The organism is Streptomyces sp. NBC_00386, from assembly GCF_036063235.1.
Classification (GTDB): domain Bacteria; phylum Actinomycetota; class Actinomycetes; order Streptomycetales; family Streptomycetaceae; genus Streptomyces.
This window is the reverse complement of the sequence record NZ_CP107950.1, coordinates 4409769-4429174: the sequence shown is the minus strand read 5'-3', so window position 1 is coordinate 4429174 and position 19406 is coordinate 4409769. Positions and strand designations below refer to the sequence as shown.

General features: G+C 68.6%; 26 protein-coding genes. 17 read left to right on the top strand and 9 right to left on the bottom strand.

Annotated elements, in window-relative coordinates; genetic code table 11:
- Positions 1-73: 73 nt before the first annotated feature.
- Together OG780_RS19480 and OG780_RS19475 are read right to left on the bottom strand one after the other, a co-directional pair.
- The gene (locus OG780_RS19480; RefSeq protein ID WP_328449912.1) at positions 74-1387 is read right to left on the bottom strand and encodes a tyrosine-type recombinase/integrase; all 1314 of its coding nucleotides are present in this window, start codon (positions 1385-1387) and stop codon (positions 74-76) included.
- Positions 1384-2064: a hypothetical protein gene (locus OG780_RS19475; RefSeq protein WP_328449910.1), complete on the bottom strand. Its 681-nt coding sequence runs from the start codon at positions 2062-2064 to the stop codon at positions 1384-1386. Before OG780_RS19475 ends, OG780_RS19480 begins: the two co-directional genes overlap by 4 nt.
- A gap of 105 nt (positions 2065-2169) precedes the next feature.
- On the opposite strand from OG780_RS19475, the gene OG780_RS19470 reads away from it, so the two are divergent.
- From OG780_RS19470 to OG780_RS19410, 13 genes are all read left to right on the top strand, one after another.
- A complete protein-coding gene (locus OG780_RS19470; RefSeq protein ID WP_443062176.1) occupies positions 2170-2424 on the top strand; it encodes a helix-turn-helix domain-containing protein in 255 nt (84 codons plus the stop codon).
- A 128-nt stretch (positions 2425-2552) separates the two neighbouring features.
- Positions 2553-3188, top strand: coding sequence for a hypothetical protein (locus tag OG780_RS19465; RefSeq protein WP_328449908.1), 636 nt, complete (start codon positions 2553-2555; stop codon positions 3186-3188).
- A 105-nt stretch (positions 3189-3293) separates the two neighbouring features.
- Entirely contained in the window at positions 3294-3827 is a 534-nt protein-coding gene (locus OG780_RS19460; protein WP_328449906.1) for a hypothetical protein, read from the top strand.
- On the top strand, positions 3824-5047 hold the full coding sequence (locus tag OG780_RS19455) for an AAA family ATPase (RefSeq protein WP_328449904.1): 1224 nt from the start codon (positions 3824-3826) through the stop codon (positions 5045-5047). Before OG780_RS19460 ends, OG780_RS19455 begins: the two co-directional genes overlap by 4 nt.
- A gap of 393 nt (positions 5048-5440) precedes the next feature.
- A complete protein-coding gene (locus OG780_RS19450) occupies positions 5441-5641 on the top strand; it encodes a hypothetical protein (RefSeq protein WP_328449902.1) in 201 nt (66 codons plus the stop codon).
- A 56-nt stretch (positions 5642-5697) separates the two neighbouring features.
- On the top strand, positions 5698-6069 hold the full coding sequence (locus tag OG780_RS19445) for a hypothetical protein (protein WP_328449900.1): 372 nt from the start codon (positions 5698-5700) through the stop codon (positions 6067-6069).
- Between the two features lie 116 nt (positions 6070-6185).
- Positions 6186-6605, top strand: a complete 420-nt coding sequence (locus OG780_RS19440) for a hypothetical protein (protein WP_328449898.1) — start codon at positions 6186-6188, stop codon at positions 6603-6605.
- A complete protein-coding gene (locus tag OG780_RS19435; protein ID WP_328449896.1) occupies positions 6602-7456 on the top strand; it encodes a hypothetical protein in 855 nt (284 codons plus the stop codon). Before OG780_RS19440 ends, OG780_RS19435 begins: the two co-directional genes overlap by 4 nt.
- 116 nt (positions 7457-7572) lie before the next feature.
- Positions 7573-7785: a hypothetical protein gene (locus tag OG780_RS19430; protein ID WP_328449894.1), complete on the top strand. Its 213-nt coding sequence runs from the start codon at positions 7573-7575 to the stop codon at positions 7783-7785.
- A gap of 51 nt (positions 7786-7836) precedes the next feature.
- Positions 7837-8244, top strand: coding sequence for a helix-turn-helix domain-containing protein (locus OG780_RS19425; RefSeq protein WP_328449892.1), 408 nt, complete (start codon positions 7837-7839; stop codon positions 8242-8244).
- Entirely contained in the window at positions 8213-8560 is a 348-nt protein-coding gene (locus OG780_RS19420) for a hypothetical protein (protein ID WP_328449890.1), read from the top strand. Before OG780_RS19425 ends, OG780_RS19420 begins: the two co-directional genes overlap by 32 nt.
- Positions 8557-9033: a hypothetical protein gene (locus OG780_RS19415; protein ID WP_328449888.1), complete on the top strand. Its 477-nt coding sequence runs from the start codon at positions 8557-8559 to the stop codon at positions 9031-9033. Before OG780_RS19420 ends, OG780_RS19415 begins: the two co-directional genes overlap by 4 nt.
- A complete protein-coding gene (locus tag OG780_RS19410; protein WP_328449886.1) occupies positions 9033-9257 on the top strand; it encodes a hypothetical protein in 225 nt (74 codons plus the stop codon). The genes OG780_RS19415 and OG780_RS19410 overlap by 1 nt, the downstream gene beginning before the upstream one ends.
- 778 nt (positions 9258-10035) lie before the next feature.
- On the opposite strand, the gene OG780_RS19405 is transcribed toward OG780_RS19410, so the two are convergent.
- Positions 10036-10398: a helix-turn-helix domain-containing protein gene (locus tag OG780_RS19405; protein WP_328449884.1), complete on the bottom strand. Its 363-nt coding sequence runs from the start codon at positions 10396-10398 to the stop codon at positions 10036-10038.
- 257 nt (positions 10399-10655) lie between these two features.
- Here OG780_RS19405 and OG780_RS19400 point away from each other — a divergent pair, with 257 nt between their 5' ends.
- From OG780_RS19400 to OG780_RS19390, 3 genes are read left to right on the top strand one after another with little or no spacing between them, the layout of a single operon-like run.
- Positions 10656-10880, top strand: a complete 225-nt coding sequence (locus OG780_RS19400) for a helix-turn-helix transcriptional regulator (protein WP_328449882.1) — start codon at positions 10656-10658, stop codon at positions 10878-10880.
- Positions 10880-15529, top strand: a complete 4650-nt coding sequence (locus OG780_RS19395) for a hypothetical protein (RefSeq protein ID WP_328449880.1) — start codon at positions 10880-10882, stop codon at positions 15527-15529. Before OG780_RS19400 ends, OG780_RS19395 begins: the two co-directional genes overlap by 1 nt.
- A 6-nt stretch (positions 15530-15535) precedes the next feature.
- Entirely contained in the window at positions 15536-15835 is a 300-nt protein-coding gene (locus OG780_RS19390) for a hypothetical protein (RefSeq protein ID WP_328449878.1), read from the top strand.
- 90 nt (positions 15836-15925) lie between these two features.
- On the opposite strand, the gene OG780_RS19385 is transcribed toward OG780_RS19390, so the two are convergent.
- The 4 genes from OG780_RS19385 to OG780_RS19370 form a co-directional block, all read right to left on the bottom strand.
- The gene (locus tag OG780_RS19385; RefSeq protein WP_328449876.1) at positions 15926-16579 is read right to left on the bottom strand and encodes a class I SAM-dependent methyltransferase; all 654 of its coding nucleotides are present in this window, start codon (positions 16577-16579) and stop codon (positions 15926-15928) included.
- Positions 16580-16656: 77 nt separating this feature from the next.
- Positions 16657-17157, bottom strand: coding sequence for a hypothetical protein (locus OG780_RS19380; protein ID WP_328449874.1), 501 nt, complete (start codon positions 17155-17157; stop codon positions 16657-16659).
- Positions 17158-17235: 78 nt separating this feature from the next.
- A complete protein-coding gene (locus tag OG780_RS19375) occupies positions 17236-17439 on the bottom strand; it encodes a hypothetical protein (protein WP_328449872.1) in 204 nt (67 codons plus the stop codon).
- Between the two features lie 4 nt (positions 17440-17443).
- Positions 17444-17623: a hypothetical protein gene (locus OG780_RS19370; protein ID WP_328449870.1), complete on the bottom strand. Its 180-nt coding sequence runs from the start codon at positions 17621-17623 to the stop codon at positions 17444-17446.
- 117 nt (positions 17624-17740) lie between these two features.
- On the opposite strand from OG780_RS19370, the gene OG780_RS19365 reads away from it, so the two are divergent.
- Complete coding sequence (locus OG780_RS19365) at positions 17741-18502, top strand: helix-turn-helix transcriptional regulator (RefSeq protein WP_328449868.1); 762 nt, start codon at positions 17741-17743, stop codon at positions 18500-18502.
- 122 nt (positions 18503-18624) lie between these two features.
- Here the strand turns inward: OG780_RS19365 and OG780_RS19360 are convergent, their stop codons facing one another.
- A complete protein-coding gene (locus tag OG780_RS19360; protein WP_328449866.1) occupies positions 18625-18795 on the bottom strand; it encodes a DUF397 domain-containing protein in 171 nt (56 codons plus the stop codon).
- Positions 18792-19403 carry a DUF5753 domain-containing protein gene (locus OG780_RS19355; RefSeq protein ID WP_328449864.1) on the bottom strand — a complete coding sequence of 204 codons (612 nt, stop codon included), beginning with the start codon at positions 19401-19403 and terminating at the stop codon, positions 18792-18794. Before OG780_RS19355 ends, OG780_RS19360 begins: the two co-directional genes overlap by 4 nt.
- Between the last annotated feature and the right edge of the window lie 3 nt (positions 19404-19406).

Here is a 19406-nt window from a genome sequence, read left to right as displayed (position 1 = left end):
GACGCGATTCGTTGGTGAGCGCGGGATGTTGCCGTCCGCCTAGTTGCAGCGCTAGTTGCGATAGAACGTTTGTTCACCCCCACAATGCGTCTCCCATCCGCTTCGCCGCATCGTTCGCGAGGACCGACGCGACGTGCGTATAGCGCGTCATCATCCGCATCGAGCTGTGGCCGAGGATCTCCATCACGACGCGGGGACTCACCCCAGACTCGATCAGCAGGGTGCCGGCCGTGTGCCGGTTGTCGTGCACCCGGGCATCACGCAGACCCGCGGCGGCGAGGATGTCCTTGAACTCCTCCCAGTCCATGCGCGGATCGATCGGCTTGCCGTTGGGCTGGCAGAACACGAGGTCGCTGTCCTCCCACAGTTCGCCGGCCGCCAGGCGCTCGCGCAGCTGCTCCTTGCGGTGCGCCTTCAGCAGGGGGACCAGTGGGGGAGGGATCGGCGCGAGCCGCTTGTTCTTCCCCTTCGGCTCCCGGAACACCAGGCCGCCGCCCGTGCGCTCCGGACACGTCTTGGCGTGCGCCGTGCAGCCCTTGGGGCACGGCTTGGGGCACCCGTTCTTCAACTTGGCGTGCTGCTTGCACGTGGCCCTGCAGCCCTTCCGGTGGTGCTCGGCACCGCAGGCGTGCGCGTCCTCGCATCCGTGCTGCCACGTCAGGCGCTGGAGCTGCCACCAGATCTTCATGACCCCGGTGTCCAAGTCCACGTACTTCCAGCGCAGTCCGAGCGCCTCACCCTGCCGTAGGCCCTCGGCAAGCGCGACCGACCAGCGGGCTCCGTTGCGGCGTTCCGCAGCCTCGGCGAGCAGGGCGCGGGCCTCCGCCTGGTTGAAGGGTTCGATCTCCCCCTCCGCGGCGGAGGGCGGCTCAACGAGGGTGGCGACGTTGCGCGCCACAATGTCCCGCTGCATCGCCACCCGAAGTGCTCGGGCGATGATCCTGTGCGTCTTCAGCACGGTGCCGGACGCCAAGCCCTGCTTGATCATGCGGAGGTACAGGGCGTCGAGGTGCTCGGCGGCGAGCTTGTCGACGCGGTGCTTCCCGACCCCCGGGAACAGGTACAGGCGGCACTTCGACCGGTAGTCGTCCAGTGTCCGCGGGCTCATGGTCCCGTCGGCCACCTTGCGTGCGCAGGCCGTGTCCATCCATGTCGTGAGCCACTGCTCGACGGTCGGCGGCCGGCCGGCCTTCTTGGTCTTGCCCGCGTCGCGTTCACGCTCCAACTGGCGCACCTTGGCGCGCACGACGTCTTCATCGGCGCCCATGCGGTGACGCCGGTCAGGTGCGCCGTTCGGCTTCGTCCCGACGGTCACCCATCCGTGCCACTTCCCGTCCGCCTCCGAGAAGTAGACCGAGGACTCTCCGTTCCCGCGTCGACCGCTCATCCCGCCCTCCCTGGTCGTGCAGGCGGAAGGATGCTTCGCTTCCGCGCCTCGTAGATCCAGCGGTGCACGGTGCGCACCGGAACGTTCGTCATCTCGGAAATCGCCGGAGCAGGAGCCTTCTTGGCGTCCGTCAGCCACCGATAGACCTCGGCGACGTCGCCGAGGAACTCGTCAGTGAGGCGGCCCTCTGGGGCTTTGATCTTCGGAATCTTGCCTGCGGGCAGGCCCTCGGTCCCGTCGCTGACAAGCGAGTTGCTGGGCATGGGCTTGAAGAACATCGTCGCGAGATCTTCGGTCTGGTCGAAGTACTCGTCGAGGAAGTCGAGGGAAGGGGACTCCACTTCGGACATGTCTGAGCCTGACATGAACGACTCGCGCGCCTGAGCGGCATTCCGCGCCACTGCCTCGGTCGGGGCGTTGAACGGCATCTGTACCAGCCAGGACGTCAGAGCCTCCTCGATCTGTGAGAGAGGGATGCGCCGCCAGACCCGCCCGCTAAGCGCCTCACTGCTGCCGCCTTGCATGACTACCGATTGCAGTTCCAGGCGCTCCTGCTTCGGGGGGCCGGCCAGTTGGTAGCGCAGGAATACCGAGGGCCCTTCACCCGACTGCTCGCGTAGCCGCAGCCATCCCCATGGGCGCACTTCGATATCCCACTGATCAATCCCAAGAGCCATGTTCCTGAGCATGGCAGTGTGCCACTCCGTGAGCAAGTGGCGCCACGCGCTTGCGTATGTGGCACCACGTACTTGCGCGACCGTCAGCGACCCTCTAGAGTTCGGATGAGCAAGCGGCGACAGGTACGCGCCGCCACCTACTCGGGAGACTCCATGGCTCGCATCCTGTACCCCGTCGACGAGGTCGCGCAGCAGCTCGGCGTCGGGCTCACCACCGCCAAAGCCCTCATCAAGAGCGGCGACCTGCGCAGCGTGAAGATCGGTCGAGCCCGCCGCGTCCCGGCGGAGGCCCTGCACGACTACGTGCAGAGGCTCGACGCCGAGCAGAACGACACCGTCGGCGCGGCCAACGTCGCATGAAAGCGGCCCCCATCAGGCCGGCGTTGACGCGCCGACCGACAGGGGCCAGATCCCACCCGCACATGCCGAAGCCCCGGCGCCACCTCCACAGCAGGCCAGGGCTTCAACAACAGATAGGACTCCCACCAGTGAACCAGAAGAAGCCCGACGTCTCCACCGTCGTCCGCCTCGCCCTCTCCGAATCCTCCGGCGCCATCCCCGGCGGATTCCGCGAGGACACCGCAGGCCGCGCCCTCAAGATGTCCGACTGGGGCACCACCTGCCCCGGCTGCGACAAGGTCCCCGCCGCGGGCCAGCGCATCACGAAGATCTTCCACAGTTGGTGGCACGCCACCTGCGGCGCCGCCTACTTGCGGTCGACCGCGGCCGACGAGGCCTGGCTCGCCCTCGCCCACCAGCTGGAGCGCAGCCCCTCCCGCTTCTGCAACGCCGAGACCAAGGCCATCACCCGCAACCTGCTCCGCATCGCCGGACGCTCCTTCACCATCCCCGAGCAGGCATGGGGCGACAGCGTCCACGGCAAGCACGTGGCCGTGAAGTCCGAGACGGACGACGAGACCAAGTTCGCCGACGCCATCGCCGGCCTCGACCACGACGACCTGCACGCCGCGGTCCTGCAGGAAGAGCAGCTGAACCCCGGCGCGACCGCGCAGACCGTCGGAGTCCGGGCCTGGGCGCAGCTCGACGAGCAGCAGCAGGACCGGCACCTGCCCGAACTCCTCGCCGCCTACGTCGAACTGCAGCGCATCGAACGCGTCATCTGAGCAGCCCGGCCGCGTCCACCCGGGCGCGGCCACCCGACCAAATCCCTCGCGAGACGACCCCTAGGGCACCCGCACCGTCTTGCATACTCGCGATCGGAAATCCGCGTGAGCACTACAAGCAGCACCCCGGAGCAGCTGCGCCGCCGCAGGGAGGCGGCAGGCCGCTTGGAGCCCATGCCGTGCGGGCACCAAGACCCCCTCGACTGCCAGGCCGAAGCCTGCCGCGAGACGGGTCCCGTCGTAACGGAACCCGCGGACGAGGCTTCCGTATTCGACCCCAGCGACATCGTGCAGCTGTGGGCGGATGCCCGGTCCCTCTATCTGACCGGTGAGTTCCCGAGGTACGCCTCGCCCGGCTGGATGGCGCTCCACCCCGATGACCCCCGTCGCCTCGCTGCTGCTCTCGCTGCCGCTGAACTCTGGCGGAAGTACGGCGACGAGGAAGCGCTGCTCGCCTGGTTCCGCGAGGCATCGCGGGCGCGGCCGTCGATCGCCGACCGTCGTATCCGCGCCGAGCTCGACCAGGCCGCCAAGCCCAAGCCTCCACACCAGCTGCGCGCTACCCCTGGCTGGCCGCCCATCGCGATCCCCGGACAGCCCGGCCGCTACCTCTACGCACGACAGGAGAAGGCGGCTTGACCACGCAACTCGACCCGACGCGGTTCTGTGTCCATCCGGTCAACGGCAGGCCGTGCGACATGACCGAGGCGACCCACGCTGGTGGCCAACTTGGCCACCACTTCACGCCTCCAACGGCTGACCTTTGGCATGACGACGAGGCGGAGCGCGAGCCCGAAAGTCAGGCAAGCCGCCGATCGTGGCGCGCTCAGGATCTGTCCTCGTTCGTGGACGGCACACACAAGCCTGCTCTGCCCACGGTGGGCGCGCGGGCGGACGGCGTTGGCGTTCTGTACCCGGGCCGTATGAACTCGATCGCAGCAGAGTCCGAGGCGGGTAAGACGTGGCTGGCCCTGGTCCTCGTGCTGCAGGAGCTGAACCGCGGCAACCACGTGGTCTATCAGGACTTCGAGGACGAGGCCGCTGGCGTGGTTGGACGCCTGCTCAACATGGGCGCGGACATCGGCGACGTCTTGGAGCGGTTCCACTACATCCGCCCGGAGGAGCCACTCAGCGCGGTTGACCTGATGGACCTCGGCGAGGTCCTCCGACTCAGGCCGACGCTCGCGGTCGTCGACGGCGTCACCGAGGGCATGTCGCTGCACGGCCTCAACATCAACGACAACAAAGACGTCGCCGTGTTCGGCCGGCGCATCCTTCGCCCGCTGCAGGAAGCAGGCCCGGCGGTGCTGACGCTCGACCACGTGGTCAAGTCGGCGGACAGCCGGGGCCGGTACGCGATCGGTGGCGTGCACAAGCTCAATGGCCTCAACGGCGTGATGTACCTGATGGAGAACGTCAAGCCCTTCGGCATCGGGGTCAAGGGCAAGTCACGCGTCCGCGTCGCGAAGGACAGGCCCGGCCGGCTGCGGAAGGAATCACTGCCCCACGAATCAGGCCTGTACTGGTTCGCGGACCTCGTGGTTGACGCAACCGAGCCGGGTCTCGTCGAGGCGGTGCTGTATGCGCCGAACGAGACAGGCCTCGATGCGGCCCGCGCGGCACGGGAGGACGCCGAGGGGAGTCGACTACAGCAGGAGGTTGTCGCGGCCATTCAGCGGGCCCCCGGGCCGCTCACAACCCGGGACATCGAGGACCGAGTAAAGGGGCGCGGTGCCGACATTCGGGCCGCTACGGCAGCCCTGGTGGATGCGAAGCGCATCGTGGTCGATCCGGGGCCGCGAGGCTCGAAGTTGCACCGGCTGCCTGACGAGGCCGCACCCGAGGAGGGGGCGGCGTGATCGCGTCCGAATCTCCGCGACCGTGTCCCACCGTGTCCCAGACCTCGAAAGCCGTCGAGGGTGGGTTCGTTAAAAGGGCTGGTCAGCGCCACATTGACCGTGTCCCGGATCTTGAAAATCGGAGCGGAAGTCCCGCGTCATTCCTCAACAAGATCACGGACACGCGACGCAAGCCGCTGATCTGGGAAAACGTAGTCCTGTGTCCCGTGTCCCACCGTGTCCGACCGTGTCCCGGACGCGGTCCCCACTGTGCGTCCCGTGTCCCCCCCTTTAAAGGGGGACGCGAGGACACGCTGTACCTGCCAGATCAGGGGGGCGTCAGTGGCTGATGAGCGAGATTCCTTCAAGGCTGTTGCTGGCGCTCTGATCGAACAACACGGCTGGCAACGGGCCGTGCTTATCGCCACCGCGGTACGCGGCTTCGTCTACGACCGGCCCGACCCCGGGCCGTACCGCGACGACGCGCAGCAGATCTACAACCGCCTCGGCTGGGAGCAGGCCGCCCTGCTCGCCGCATGGTTCCGAGACTCCCGCAACTGGCCCCAGAGCAGAGCCAAGAAGCGCGCCGCCGGCTGGCCCGGCCCAACCCAGTGACCCCCCTCCACCCGTCCCTGCACGTCCCAGAAGACCCAGCCGAAGGAGACCGTCAGATGACCGAACGCACTCTCACGCACGGCGCCCCGACCGCGCTCACCGACGACATCCGCGACCACGGGTACGCCATCCTCCAGACCCGCATCGAGCGCATCCCGAAGCTCATCAGGGGCCTCCCCTGCCAGGAACCCGACGGCTGCACCAAGCCCGCCACCCTCGCGACCCTCGCCATCGAGGAGACCACGGACGACGACGACGTGCTCGGCCTCTACCTGGCGAAGGAAAACGGACTGCCGCTCTGCATCGTCACCTGCGACGACCACCGCAGCGAAGCGAGCCACGACCTGTACCGCGAACTGACAGGCCGGGAGCGACCGGACGGAATCCGCGCCTTCGACATGCCCGGCCAGCACCTCAGTTGGCACTGACAACGGCGGCCGGGCCCGCGGGCGCCCGTACCTGGCCAATCCAACTTCCGGACGGGCGAACCCTCGCGGCCGTAGCGTCACCCCACCAGACCAGCCCATACCGCACAGGAGGACGAGTGCCGGACCTTCAACTCATCTGCGACACCTGCAAGAAGCCGATCGAAGGCGCCAGCGGATACCTCTGGGTCGACAACGACAAGGTCAACACCGCACTCGCGGACGCGGCCAAGTGGAACCGCAAGCACACCATCCCCGAAGGCGAGCCCCTCGCCGGCGGACAACTCTTCAGCGGCGCCGACCTTTTCGACTACCCCGAGGCCATCCAATGGCAGGCCCACCACCACGCCTGCGACCCCAACCAGGACGCCAACGCCTACAGCATCCAAGCCAACCGCATCGACACCTGGGCCGAACTCCTCGACTGGACCGCCCACCTCATGGAAAAGGACTGGCTCAACCACACCGACTGGGACGAACTCCTCCGCGGCGTCCACGGAGGAACCGCCCGGCTCGTCATCTGCAAGGAGACCGCGTGACAGGCAAGCAGCTCACCACTCAGAACGCGACGATCACCACGGCCACGGTCGAGGTGAAGACCCTCACCATCAGCGGCAAGCAAGTCACCCTCGCCGTCTTCCGCCAGCTGCGAGAGGAACCCGTCATCAGCAGCGACGGCACCCTCAACGGCGAACCCTGGGGAACCGTCAACTACCACCCAGACAAGTGCGGAGACGAGCCCGACCACTGGCACGTCGTCTGGCAGTCCGGCGGCGAACTCCTCCGGTCGCTCGTCGACAAGAAGGCCGACTTCGACTTCACCACGGCAACCGGCAACCGGCTCTCCCGCCACTGGCACAGCGGCGACACCGCAGACCGCTACCTGACCGCGTTGGTCTACATGGGGCTGATGGCCGGCGGGGACCCGGTGCTCGACGTCAAGCGGCAACTGCCAGCGACCTACTGGACCGAAGGTGCCCCCGACTCCTACGCAGCAAAGTGCGTGCTGTCGGAAGCGCTCGCGGGTACCGATGTCTTTCCCGTTCAGGCGACTGCTGTGGAGGGCGCCGTCGACGCAGCGAATCTTGCGTCGCGCCTCCGGGTAGCGAAGGTCACGGCCAGCAAGGAACTCACCGAGGCCGAGAAGTCTCGCTCCGAGGAGTGGCGGGCGACCTTCACCGCCAACCGCCGGTACGCCGTCGAGGAAGCCGAGCGCAAGTTCGCCGACAGCATGGCGGCCGTGAGGGCTCTCATCGAGGAGTGGGGCGGCTTCGACGCGATCGACAGCGCCTACACCTCCGCGATCGAGACGGAGGGAGCCCGCCGCCAGGCCCACCGCGGGTCGCGCGCCGCCATCGCTGAACTCCCGCAACTGTTCATCGCGGTCTGAGAGCCGGCCCCGTCCCTATCGGGGCCGGCCTCACCGTCCGAGGTTAGCCACCCAGCTCACAGGGACGGGCCAGTAAGACGCTGGCCCGTCCCTCACCCAGAAGGAGTCCGCCATCCATGGACGTCAACGACATAGTCGCGGCCCGCATAGAGGCCGCCCGCCGTAAGGCCGAGCAGCAGAAGCAGGCACGAGCAGAGCTCGCCCGACGCCGCACGGCCGGCCTCGCCCGACGGCACGCCGCCAAGCTCCGCCACCTCGCCCAGCGCGGCCTCGACCTGGTCCCGCCCACCGACCTGTCCAACGAGTCCTTCGCCGCCAGCGGCGCCTAACCACCCCAGCCAGGCCACCAGCGCCCGGCACCGGCACGAAAGGAGGACGGCATGGCGAAGGACACCACCCCTGGCGCCCACGCCCGCAAACTCCAGCAAGCCCGCGCCCTCGAACTCAGGTCCCGCGGCCTCGGGGTACGCGCCATCGCCGTGGACCTTGGCGTGGGACGTTCAACAGCCGCCCGCCGGCTCCGAGACGCCCTCCAGGACCTCGGCACCGAGACGTCCGACCAGATGCGCTCCACCATCGAGACCCGCCTCGACGGAGTCCTGCAGCGCCTCCACGAGCTCCTCGACGGCAACACCGACCCCCGCCAGGAGCTGAAGATCCTCAGCGCGATCCTCGCCTGCGAACGCGACCGGGCGCGGCTCCTCGGCCTGGCCCTGCCCGCCAACCTCGTACTCAGCCTGGAAGGACTGATCACCGATGCCCCTCGCACTTCACCGCGATACGGCTGACCTGCCCGTGTGCCGCTTCCACGGCGTGCACTGCCGCATGGGCGCCAGATGGCCCACCGAACGGCCCGACCAGGAGATGGACGAGCTGCTCGACCTCATCGCCTCCGGGCGCCGTAAGGCCGGTCTGCCGGTCGAGCCGCACCCGCGGGACGTGTGGGCCACCGACCGGCACGAGAAGGTCCCGAGGGCCGAACTGCGGCAGCAGGCGCAGGAGGCGCAGGAGCTCCTCGCCGAGGCGCGGGTCCGCAACGACCAGATGGAGGCCGCGATCATCGCCGGCCTCGACGTAGATCTCAACAACCAGGAGACAACATGATCGACTTCAATGGTTCGCCGGTATCGGCCATGGTGCCGGGCGACCGCGAGCACTGGTTCCGCCTGCCGCGCGACAGGGCCAGCATGCCCCCGAAGACGCTCGCCGCCCTCGACGCGGTCCAGCAGGCGACGAAGGGCGCCGCAGACGCGCAGACGCCGAAGGCGCAGCAGGCGGCCACGGAAGCCGTCAGGGCCGCCGTGGGCGACCTGTACGACCGGGTCGCGTCGACGAGCAGGGCGGACCGGGAGCACCACCGCGAAGGGTTCGCCTACGCCGGGGCGAAGTTCGATCGTGCGATCGGGGAGGCGCAGGCCGCGCTGCAGCTGCTCGCCGACCATGCCCAGCAGTTCGGCAACCCGGGTGGCGTCGGCTTCCCGGAAGACCCGCGCGCCAACTCATCGGCCGTGATGCAGCTGCGCCTCATCGCCGACGCCCTCAAGAACCTTCCGGCCGTGCCCGAGCTGGAGGCGTGATGGAGCGCAAGACGAAGACCCGCCCCGCGACGTCGGCGGAGCGGCATGCGGCCCGTGCGCTGGGCAAGGGTGAGCTGACGGAGGTTACGGAGGACGTGACGCCCACTGCGGTGCTGCACGCGGAAAGGGTGGTCCCGCTGGCGAAGTCGTCGAAGCCGGCCGGGATGAGCACGGCCGAGTGGTACGCCCGCCGCGACACAGGCGGGCCGGACGACGCAGCCTGAAAATCAGCACCTGGTGAATAGTGCCCGGCCGTACCCCATGGCGGCCGGGCACCGTCACGTCCGGGTTCGGTCCGTGGCACGGAGGAACCTCGCGCTGCCATATTCGCGGCGCCGCGAAGAAGGTCCACAGCGTGGAGGCCCTTGGCGTTCCCGCGAGTTGCTTCTTTCCCTGATCGGGGGAAGAAGGGGTTCGCTGCTGCCGAGACCCTTGAGGCTGACCTGCGTAGCCCAGACGGCCACGCAGACCCCGCCAGTCGTGGCGATATGACCACGACTGGCCCGGCAACCATGGTGCAGGCCACCACGGTTGCGACTCCGTAGGCCGGAGTCGCAGTTGCGGGCCAGCCGCCCACAACTGTTGCTCAGACGGCAACGGTTGCGGATCACGAGCGCGGCAACCGTGTCGATATCGACACGGTCCACGGCCTGCGTGGGGCAGCAGCCCACGCAGGTGTGACCGAGACGGACACGACTGCCGCGGCCGTCAGTCGTTGCTCGGAAGGCAACGACTCCGATGGTCGGCCTAACCAGTGGAACCACGGCCGTGACGACCGTGGTTGTCTCCGTCAGCCTGACGGAGACAACTATGGCGCAGGCCACCAGGGTTGCCGGGTCCCAATGGGACCTCGCAAACGACAGGGGTCCTGCCGGGCCCTCTGTGGGGGACAGCCTGTCCTTCGCAACAGACTGTCAGCCTGACGGTCTGTTCGGGCGAAAGGTGTCCATGGCCACGGGCACCCGACCCCCTAACCGCATAGACGATGCGGTGTGCGGCCTCTCACCTGCACGTATCCAGGGGTGTTGGCACTGTGATGGCACGCGTGGGGGAGAGGCTTCGGGGTCGCCGCTTCTGGACGTGCCGGGTGCCGGCCCGGGTCCGGAGGGCCTGCTCGTCGACTGCCGCGGCCTGCACGACTGCCGCCTCCCACGGGTCGAGGCGTAGAACCTCACAGAGCCGGTCGGCCATCGAGGCCGACGGGGGCCGCCGTGACTGCTCCAGCGCCTGCAGGCAGCTGGGCGAGACCCCCGCCTCGGCGGCGAGCTGCTTTCGGGTGAGGTCGACACGGCGGCGCGCCTGGCGGAGCAGGTCGCCGAAGCCGTCAGGCAGGGGTGTCCAGCGGGGTGAGGTGGTGGATGCCATGCCGTACAGCATCCGCCCGGCATCGATTGCAAGGCAAGACGCAAGCGGAACCTGTGAATCATAGGTTCACTGGCGTATCCTGCCAGTAGAGGACGACCGCACACCTGGTGCCAGCCGAGGAACCGAAGGCAGATGCCACGCCCGAGATGGGCGACCGGAACCGAAGCGCACGGCACGAACGCGTCAGCCCGTGATGGGCGGCCGAGCAACAGGGGTCCTGCACCCGCCGCTTGCCGCCACTCACGAAAGCCGCCCCCATGGCTCGTACCTTCTCCGGGCGCCAACTCCGCGCAGCTCGCCGCGCCGCCGGCCTCACCGCCGAACAGGTCGCCGACGCGGTCGGCCGCAGCCCATGGGCCGTGTGGCGGTGGGAACGCGGCGTCGCTCAGCCCGGCATCGGCACCGCTGACCGACTGGCCGACGCGGTGGGCGTGACGCTGCCCGACCTGCTCGCCGACGACCGCCAGGCGGTGAGCGCCTGATGGCCGGCAGCTTTAGGATCGCCGAGGGGTACGTCGAAGTAACCGCCGACGAGTCCAACTACGACCGTGCGATGCAGCGGCTGCGGTCGAAGAAGAACACGGTCGACGTCGGCGTCCAGCTGGACGACAAGGGCGCGCTCGCCCAGCTCGACCGGTTCATGCGGGACCGTGTCCTCAACGTCAAAGTCGACCTCGACCGGACGGCACTGTCCCGGCTGCGCCTCGACGACCTGACGGTCAAGGTCGCCCCCGAGATGACAGAGGCTGCCTACAACCGGGTAAAGGGGCAGCTCGACCGGCTGACGAAAGAGCGCACCGTCCAGATCCGCGCCAACGCGGACACCCGGGTCGCCGCCGACGAACTCCGCAACTTGGTCCGGCGCCAGAAGGTCAACATCGGCATCGACGTCGACACCCGCGTCGCTGCCGACTCCCTAGCCAACCTGACCCGGCGCCGCAACATGACCGTCGGCGTCAACCTCAACGACACTGCCGCCCGCACCCGCCTCGATGCCCTGACCCGCAACCGGACCGTCAACGTCCGTGCGGACGTGGACCGCTCCGCCGCGTCCCGGCTGTCCAGCATGTTCTCCGGTGGCCTGTCCGGCGCGTTCTCCGCGATCAAGGGCTCCTTGACGAGCATCGTCGGCCTGGCGATCCAGGCTCTGCCCACGCTCGCGTCCCTCGGGGCGTCCATCGCGGCGATGGCCCCGGCCGCGGCCATCGCGGTTCCCGCAGTCCTGTCTCTGGGTGCCGCGTTCGCTGCGATCAAGCTCGGAACGTCCGGTATGGGCGACGCCTTCAAGCAGGCTTTTGCACCAGCCACGGCGAGCGCGGGCGCCGCCTCCAAGTCGATCCGACAGGTCGAGAACGCGGAGCGGTCCCTCGCCAAAGCTCAGCAAGGTGTGAGGGACGCCGAGGTCGCTGCCGCAGCGGCCCGGGTGCAGGCGGCCCGGCAGATCGCAGATGCCCAGCAGAACCTCAAGAACACCGTCCAGGACGTCGCCGACTCGACCCGGCGCGCCCTGGAGTCCGTCGAGTCCGCAGAGCGGGACCTCGCGGACGCGCAGCGCGCCGCGCAGCAGGCCCAGGAAGACCTCACCGGGGCGCGGAAGGAAGCCGCCCAGGAGCTGGAAGACCTCAACGCCCGGCTGGCCGATGCCCAGCTCGACCAGCGGCAGAAGGTCTTGGACCTCCAGGACGCTGAGCAGAACCTGGCCGCGGTCAAGGCCAAGGGTGCGAAGGCCACGGCGGAGGAGCTCGCCAAAGCACAGTTGGAGTACGACAAGGCGGTCCAGGCCCTCGGCGAGCAGCAGACCCAGACCGCCCGCCTCCAGGACCAGACGGACGCCGCCAACGCCGCCGGCGTCGAGGGCTCCAAGACGGTCACGGACGCGAAGCAGAAGATCTCCGACGCGAACCAGCAGGTGACCGACAAGACCCGGGCGTTGAAGGACGCGGAGATCGAGCAGGCCCGGACCGCACAGGACAACGCACAGAAGCTCGCGAAGGCCCAGCGGGACGTCGCGGACGCGCAGGCCGCTGCGGCGAAGGCTGCGACGGATGGGGCGCGGCAGGTCGCGGACGCGCAGCAGGCGGTCGCGGACGCGGCGAGGAGTGTCGCCGAGGCGCAGACCGCCGGTGCCGCGGCTACCGCGAAGACCGCGGACGCCCTCGCGAAGTTGGCGCCGAACGCGAGGGCGTTCGTGGCCTCGGTCGTAGCTCAGCGCGCAGCGTGGCGCGGTCTGAAGCTCGACGTCCAGAACACGCTGTTCGCGGGGCTTGGGCAGAAGTTCACGACGATGTCCACGGCCATCCTGCCGTCGCTGAAGACGGGGCTCAGCGGTACGGCCGGGGTCCTGAACACGATGGCGAAGAACGCGTTCAACGCCGTCACGAATCTCGGCAAGACCGGCCAGCTCCGCAAGCTGTTCGACGGCCTCAACGGCAGCCTCAAGCCGCTCTCGAAGATCCCGGGCCAGTTCATCACCGGCCTCACGCAGATCGGCATCGCTGCGTCCCCGGCGTTCGCGAGGATCACCAGCGCGGCTGGCTCTGCGGCGGACCGGATCTCCAAGAAGATCAGCGACGCGTTCAAGTCCGGCCGGATGGAAGACGCGATCAACACGGCCGTGAGCGTGGCCAAGCAGTTCGGGCACTTGATCGGGGACATCTTCGGCACCCTCGGCAACGTCATGAAGGCCGCCGCGGCCGGCGGCGGTGACGCGCTCGGTGCGCTCGGTGCGACGTTCAAGGAGCTGCGTCGGATCACCGCTCTGCCCGAGGTGCAGGCTGCACTGAGGTCAATCTTCACGGCCGTCAACGCCATTGCCAAGCTGTTCGCCGGCACCCTCGGCGCGGTCATCCAGGCGCTGCTACCGCTCCTCGCGGCGCTGGCCCCGGTCGTCACCGAGCTGGCCACGAAGTTCGGGCCCGTCCTCGCCCAACTCGCCGGAGCCCTGGGCAAGGCGCTCATGCCGATCATGACGGCGCTGCTCCCGATCATCGGCGACCTGGGAGACCTGCTGATCAGTCTGGTTCAGGCGGTCATGCCGCTGCTCCAGCCCATCGGCGACCTGCTGGCCGTGATCATCACGGCGCTCGCGCCGTTCCTCAAGCTGTTCGCCAGCAACCTCCAAACGATGGTCACGGCGCTGGTCCAGTTCCTGGCGCCCGTGATCACGGCGCTCGTGCCCGTGGTGCAGATGTTCGGCCAGGTCTTCGCCCAGCTCACGCCCATGTTCCAGCAGCTCTACCCGGCGCTGCTGCCGCTGATCCCGCCGCTCGCGCAACTGACCGTGGCTCTGGTGAACCTGGCGATGCAGGTGCTGACGCCACTGATGCCGCTCATCGTCGGCCTCGCGCAGCTGCTCACGGGCACCTTGTCTGTCGCCATCAGCTTGCTTGTGCCGGTGATCAACGTGGTCGTGGGCGCGATCACTGGCTTCGTGAACGCCATGAGCGCGGGGGTGAAGGCGATCGTCGCGGGGTTCCAGTGGCTGTATGACGTGCTGGTCGGGCACTCGATCATCCCCGACCTGGTCAAGGCAATCACCGCTTGGTTCACGCAGTTGTGGACGAACACGAAGAAGATCTTCACCGAGCTGAAGAACTGGACGGTCGGCCTGTGGAACGACCTGTGGAAGGCCCTCAGCAGTAGGTGGAACACCTTCTGGACTGGTCTCAGGTCGGCGATGACCGGGGCGTGGAAGTCGTTCCGTGACAGCTTGACCGGCCTGAAGACGTCGATCACCAACACGTGGAACGCGATGTGGAACGGAGCCCGCGACAAGATGTCGTCGGTCTTCACCGCCATCAACGGGAAGATCACCAACTTCAGGAACGGCATGAAGTCCGCCTTCAGCTCGCTGCGGGACAGCCTCGGCACGATCTGGAACGGCGTGAAGTCGAAGATCGGCGCGCCGATCACATGGGTCATCGACCACGTCTACAACAACGGCCTCCGCAAGATGTGGAACAGCATCGCGGGCAAGATCTCCAGCAGCATCACGCTGCCCAAGGTCTCCCTGGGCTTCAACCGCGGCGGTGTCGTCCCCGGTAGCGGCAACACCGACACCGTCCCCGCGATGCTGACCCCCGGCGAACGCATCCTCTCCAACCAGCAGGTCGCATCCCTCGGCGGGCACCGCGGCATCGACGCCATGCTCGGCAAGGACAAGCCCACCAAGACCGGCGGCAACCCGTCCCGGCAGGAGGAGCGGGCCCGCTACCAGGGCGGCACCCAGCACTACGGGTCCGGCGGCATCATCGGCAAGGTCACCTCCGGCATCGGGGGCGCCGTCAGCGGTGCTTACGACTGGGCCAAGGACGTCGTGGTCGGCGGACTGAAGAAAGCGGCACAGGCGGCCATCAACTCGCTGGTGCGTCCGCTCATCAACCAGATCCCCGGGAGCGGCGTCGGCAGTCTGCTCAAGGGCTTGTCGAACAAAGCGGTCGATTCGATGCTCGGCTGGTTCGGCGCCGAGGACAAGAAGGCCACTGGCGGTCCGGCGGTGCAGCGCGCCCTGTCGTGGGTGAAGACGCAGGACGGGAAGCCGTACCAGTGGGGCGGAAATGGGAACCCCAGCTTCGACTGCTCGGGTCTGATGTCCGCGATCGAGTCCGTCATCCGGGGCCAGAAGCCGCATCGCCGGTGGGCGACGGGGGCGTTCGGGGCGTCTGCTCCGTCGGGCTGGGTGAGGAACCTGAACAGCCCGTTCATGATCGGCATCACGAACGCGGGCGTCGGCCACACCGCAGGCACCCTCGCCGGGATGAACGTCGAGTCCAGCGGCGGGCGCGGTATCCATATGGGCAAGAGCGCCCGCGGCTACAACGACCCGATGTTCACCAGCCGGTGGGGGTTCGCCCCGGCCGCGAAGTACGACTCGGGCGGCCTGCTGGCCAAGGGCGCGACCATGGCCGTGAACAACACGGGCCGGCCAGAGCGCATCCTCGACCCGCGGCAGACCGAGCTGTTCGAGCAGCTGGTCGCCCGGAGCGGCGGCGGAGGAACGCAGGTGGCGCTCAACCTGACGGTGAACTGCGCGACGCTACCGAGCCAGTCGGAGCGCAGGCGCTTCGCCACCATGATGGCGGAGGACACGAAGGAAGCCCTGCGCAAGCTCGACAACAGCAGGAGGAGGTAGACACCGATGCGACTTCGACCTCGCCGAGACCGGCGACCCCGACCGACGGAGAACAGCATCAGCGTTCAGGGCCTGACAGCCCAGTACCCGCTGCCCTGCCGGGTGTCCAAGGGCGGTGCCCTGATCGCCTGCCCGGAGTGCGCAGCTGCGGACGATCTGGTGCTGTCCGTCGACGGCGATGACCGGAGCGAGTCTGCTTCGTTCGTGCGGTGCCCAGACGGGCATCTGTGGGCGGAGCCGCTGATCTCTCGCCGGGTCGGTGTCGAGCTGCTGGAGAGCTACGTCGCGGCGGGGAAGCACCTGTAGCCCGTCTTGCTGACGGCCCTCGTGTCGCCTGGGAACGGGAAGGCCCCGGCCGGATCGACGTCCGGCCGGGGCCTGGTCCCGCGTAGAGGGCTAAGCCCGGGCCCTGACGATGAGGGTGCCGATGTGGTCCTCCTTCGGGGCCTCCACCATTCGGGCTTTCGCGGTGGCGAACCCGGCCCGGAACAGGTGTCGCTCCCACACGGCAGGCTTGTAGCTGTACCGGTAGGTGAACATCGCCTTCCCCGCGAACCCGCCCTTGTACATACCCTGCGGGCCGTAGGCGCCCGGGATCGCCGGCGGCTGGGAGAACACGAACACCCCGCCCGGCACTAGGCGCTCGCGAACCAGCGGGAAGAGGCGGGACGGGTCTGTGAACCAGGCCGCGCCGAAGATGGAGTACACCGCGTCGTAGCGGGCCTCGTCGGCGGCAAGCCACTTGAGGATCTCGCCCTGCTCGATTCGCACACCGAGCGGCGCCCACTTCTCCCCGGCGCGTTCCACCATGCGGGGCGAGAGGTCGACACCGCAGGCCTTGACGCCCTGCTGTGCGAGATGGGCGAGGGCGCGGCCGGTGCCGCAGCCGATCTCCAGCACCGATTCCGGGTTGTCGAGCAGTTCGGGGCCGGGGCCGTGGCCGGCGTACTGCGTCCAGCAGAACGAGGGCTCGGCGTCGTCCTTGAACGCCGACTCGGCGAAGGCGTCCCAGAGTTCGGTCTCGGCGGGGATGTCGTGGGGTACGGGCACGGAAGTTCCTCTGGTCGTCGGGATGCGGGAGCCCCCGCCCTCGGGAGCCGTGAGGACGGGGGCGACTGTAGCGGGGGTCAGTGGCTGTCGGGGACCTTGTCGTCGCACGGCGAGCAGTCGGCGCCGTCGATGGCCCACAGCTCCTCGTCGATCGCCCAGTCCTGGCTCTTCAGGAAGTCGCCAGTACGCAGGCACAGGCCGTCGTTGCGGCGCTCGATGAACGGGGCGTGGTGCTTGAAGCGGCCGCCGTTGTAGAGGCGGCAGATGCCCCACCAGACGGGTGTATCGAGGATGAGCTGGTGGACGCCGATGTCGACGAGCTTGCCGACGCCGAGGTGTACGTCCGGGTTCTCGATGGAGCCCATGACGTACATGACGGCGTTGCCGAGGATCCGTTCGGCCATGTCGCGGACCATCGTGTGGTCGCGCAGCAGGAGCGCGATCTCGCGGTCCCAGAGGGGCATGCCGGAGTCGAAGACGTTCGTGGTGAGTTCGGTGATGTGCGGGGCTACCGCGTTGAGGAGTCCCTCGGGATCGCGGCTGGCGGTTGTGGCGGGACGTTCTAACGCGACGGTCATGTCGTCCTCCTGTAGTGGACGTGTGCCCCGGTCGGGGCACTGGCCCGCCGTCCCTGCGGTGCAGGGCGGACGGGAGTCTCAGGGCGCGGTACGGCGAAGGGCGGCCCGGACGGGCTCGGTGGGCGGCGCTGCGCAGTCCTGCGCTCGGGTGTGAACGATCAGGCGGACGTCGGGGCCGGAGGCGCGCGGCAGCCAGCGGACCACGCCGTCGTCGGTGTGCCGGCCGCAGGCTATGCAGATGCCCGCGTCGTACTCGGGTTCGTTGTCCCACATGGGGCTCATCGGCTCATCCGCGCTTCGTGCAGCGGCTGCACTCGCAGGGCGGGAACGCGAGGCTGAACACGGGCTCCTTGGCCGGTGGGAGCGAGCGGGAGCGGACGGGGGTGCGCTCCATCGTCTTCGGGTCGACGCGGTAGACCGTGATGGTCAGACCGGGGTGCATGCTGTCGCTGCCTGTAGCGGTCACGAGTTCAAGGTGGCCCCGTCGCGGCGGGTTGCGCGGCGTCAGTGCAGGCGTCAAACCGGCGACATAGGGGGCGTCATTTCGGTGTCATTCCCAGCCGTTGAGGTCTACCGTTTCCGCATGGCCACACCGAACAGCGCCCTGCGAGCAGTACGCATGGGCATGCTCCTGTCCCAAGACGACTTCGCTCGCGCGGTCCGTGAGGCCGGCGCCCGCGCAGGCGTCCCCAACGATGCGAACAAGCGGCTCGTACAGCGCTGGGAAGCCGGCACCACCACCGCACCCCGCCCCGTGTACGCCCGCGCCCTTGAGGACGTCACCGGCCTGCCCATCGAATCGCTCGGCTTCACCGTGAGCGTGCCCCTGGCGCGCGTCTCGGACGACGGCCAGGGTGGGCACGACATGGAAGCAGTCGCCAACGGCGTCGCCCCTGCAGTCAGCGGGCCGCAAGGTGTCCCGCAAGCCTCGTCACGCAACTACTCGGGCGTCTGGCTGTCCAAGTACGAGTACTTCTCCAGCGGCCGGGACGCCGCGTTCGTCGGGCTGCACTACGTGGTGCTGCTCCAGCACGGCAACCGGCTCACGGTCCGCTCCCTGCCGGGCTCGTCGGATTCGCCGCTGGCCATGGACCTGGAGGTCGACGGCCACGTCGCCACTGGCACATGGACGGAGCAGACCGCGAGCGAGGGCTACTACCTCGGGGCCCGGTATCACGGGGCGATCCAGCTGCTCGTCGAGCCGACGGGCCGTCGTATGACGGGCAAGTGGGTTGGCTTCGGTAAGGAGTTCGACGTCAACACTGGACCGTGGGAGCTCGTCTTCCAGGACCCGTCCACGAACAAGGCCACGCTCGCCGCCTATGACCGGCGGCCCGTGGCCTGACCCTCGGACTCGACGAAAGGCCCCACGCGTGGCCGAGTGGGCCACGCATGGAGCCTTCGCTCGATTGGCGAGCTGGACCTTCGTCGTAGAGGTCCAGCTCTGCGACCAGCGTTTTCGCTCGGCTATGCGGGCGTGTCCTTCACCCAGTCGACGAAGCCCTGCCACGCGTCCTCGGCGAGCGGCACACGGGCGCCGGCTGGCCGTTTGGAGTCCCGCACCAGGACACTGCCCGCAGGCCGCGCCCACTCCACGCAGGCGGTGGAATCGGTGAACGTCGACTTCGTCCAGATCAAAGACTCGTTCGGAGTCTCCGGCAAAGCGTCCCCCTCGTCGCGTCGATCAGGTCAAGGGACTCCTGCTCGGAGAGAGCGAGCCCCTCCAGGCGATCCCATGCCGCACTGTAGGCGGCGACATCGTCCGGCCGGGTCGAGATCGCCGAGCCCGTCAACGCCTCGACGAGCACCGCCCGCTGCCGGTTCGACCGGTACAAGCTGAACGCCCCGGCGAGCCCCGGGTGCGCCTCGATGCCCTGCGGCAGGATCCGCAGCGTCAGACGCGGCTGCAGCGCCGCGACGGTGAGCAGCCGGTCGAGTTGGTCGACGAGCGCCGCGGGCCCACCCAGAGGGCGATACAGGGCGCTCTCGTCGACGATGAACGAGGCGGCGGCGCAGAGCCGGTCGACGCGCTGGGTACGCGCCTCGGCGCGGGCGGGGACGTCCTGGAGCGGCACGGCGAGGCTCGCCCCGTGAATGGCGGCGCACGCGTAGGCGAACGCCTGCAACGCGCCAGGTACGACGAGCGGCTGCCAGGTCTGCACGGTCTCGGCTTCCGCCTCGATGGCGGCCAGGCGCTCGATGTGCTCGCCGAGCGACTCGGCCGGTGACTCCCAAGTGGTGGCCACGGT